General features: G+C 70.8%; 1 protein-coding gene and 1 pseudogene. Both read right to left on the bottom strand.

Annotated elements, in window-relative coordinates; genetic code table 11:
* Positions 1-216, bottom strand: a pseudogene (locus tag AB0J04_RS46165) (hypothetical protein); the annotation flags it as partial.
* Positions 217-244: 28 nt separating this feature from the next.
* Positions 245-1,310, bottom strand: a 1,066-nt coding sequence (locus AB0J04_RS46160; protein ID WP_363174737.1) for an AMP-binding protein, incomplete at its 5' end; no start/stop codon positions are given.

The following is a 1,310-nucleotide window of genomic DNA, read 5'->3' as shown; positions in this document are numbered from 1 at the left end:
TGTGATCGCGGGCCACCCTGGCGAGGGTCGCCTCCAGCAGCGTGACCAGGCCCCTCTTTGGGATCCTCCGCGCCCAGCGCCCGCTCCGTGGCACGGGAGAGTCGCTCGGTCATGCTCTGTTCGAGCGCGGCCCGGGCGAGCGCCTCGTTGTCGGGAAAGCGCCGGTAGTCGGCCAGTCGGCCAGCCAGTCGGCCAGCCAGTCGGCTGGTCAGTCGGCTGGTCAGTCGGCTGGTCAGTCGGCTGGTCAGTTGGTCACTTGGTCGATCGGTTGTCTGACGTCGGCGGCGAGCGGGTCGGCGTACAGGGCCGCGATGTCGGTCGCGTACTTCTCCGCGACCTTTTGCCGCCTGAGCTTCAAGGTGGCGGTGAGTTCGTCGCTGTCGCCCTCCCAGTACGCGGGCACGACCTTGAACCGCTTGACCTGCTCCACACGGGACAACTGGCGGTTGCCCAGGGCCACGGCCGCCGCGAGGGCGTCGATGAGCGGGGCCGAGTCGGCCAGCGTCCTGGGATCCGGATCCAGGGAGTGTGCGGCGGCGAAGGCGGTCGCGGCCTGGGGGTCGAGGACCAGCAGCGCGGTGATGTACGGGCGGTTGTCGCCGATCGCCACCGCCGTACCGATGAGAGGAGAGGCCGTGGCCACGGCGAACTCCACGCCGACGGGCGAGATGTTCTTGCCCGCCTCGTTGATGATGAGGTCCTTCTTGCGGTCGACGATCGTCAGGTATCCGTCCTCATCGGCCACGACGACATCGCCCGTGTGGAACCAGCCGTCCTCGTCCACCGCTTCGCGGGTCCGCTCCGGATCGGCGCGGTATCCCCTCATCAGCGAGGGCCCGCGTACGAGGTACTCGCCGTCGTCGGCACAGCGCCCCTCCAGGCCCGGCAGCAGTCTGCCGACCGTGCCGAACCGGGCCTGCGGGGGCGCGCTGACGGCGACGAAGCAGCTGAGCTCGGACATGCCCCAGCCCTCGCAGATGCCGATGCCGAGGGAGGCGAAGAACTCCAGGGTCGCGGGCGGCGTGGGCGCCGCTCCGGAGACGGCCCACCGCACCTGTTCGAGCCCCAGACGCTCGCGCAGGCCGGACAGCACCGCGGTGTCGGCCGAGGCGTGTGCGACGGCGAGTTCCGCCTCGACCGGTTCGCCCGCCCGGACCAGGCTGGCGAACCGGGTCCCTGTGGCGATCGCCTGGGCGACGGCCTTGCGGCGGGTCTCATCGCCCTCATCGGCGATGGCGCGCTCGACGGCCTGCCTGAGCTTGTTCCAGTTCCTCGGCACCGCCACCCACATCGTCGGCCGGCAGTCGAGC

Origin of the sequence: Streptomyces sp. NPDC050263, assembly GCF_040655955.1 — a bacterium.
Taxonomy (GTDB): Bacteria; Actinomycetota; Actinomycetes; order Streptomycetales; family Streptomycetaceae; genus Streptomyces.
Note: the sequence above shows the minus strand (reverse complement) of the source record. Positions and strands in the feature narration are given on the sequence as shown.